The sequence below is a fragment of the Vibrio sp. Y176 genome, assembly GCF_033438945.1.
Window position 1 is genome coordinate 1 of the sequence record NZ_JAWOQS010001207.1, and the last position, 513, is coordinate 513.

The 513-nt window shown below is 49.9% G+C and carries 1 pseudogene; it reads left to right on the top strand.

Going from position 1 to position 513, the window contains the following annotated elements:
* Positions 1-513 (top strand): annotated as a pseudogene (locus tag R7O13_RS31010) (hypothetical protein); the annotation flags it as partial.

Sequence of the window (513 nt, forward strand, 5' to 3'; positions counted from 1 at the left end):
GCTCAACCTTTCTCAGCTCGACATTGAGGCGTTGATTCCACTCGTTAAGCTCGCGCCGGAATCGGAATCAACCAGTGACTTACTCAATAAATTAGCGCCGAAAGGTCGTGTTGAAGACATTCGTTTAGCCATGAATGGTGGCTTAGATACGTTGCGTTATTCGGCGGACCTCGATGAGTTAGCTATGACTCAATGGGAACTGCTGCCGGGCTTTCAACATGTGCAAGGCAGCGTTGCGGGTGACTTGAAGCAAGCGAAAGCGAAAGTCACGGTCATTGATGATGTTTTCCCGTACGGGGATGTATTCCAAGCCCCATTGAACATCAAGCAAGGCGAAGTCGACATCATCTGGCAGCAAGATGAGACAGGTTGGCGTTTGTGGTCGGATAAAGTCACGGCTGCGACTCCGGATCTTCAAGTGTTGGGCGCATTTCGACTCGATTTCCCTAAAGAGCAAAGCCCATTCCTATCGTTTTATGCTGAGGCGGATCTCTACAACGCTGGTGAAACTTG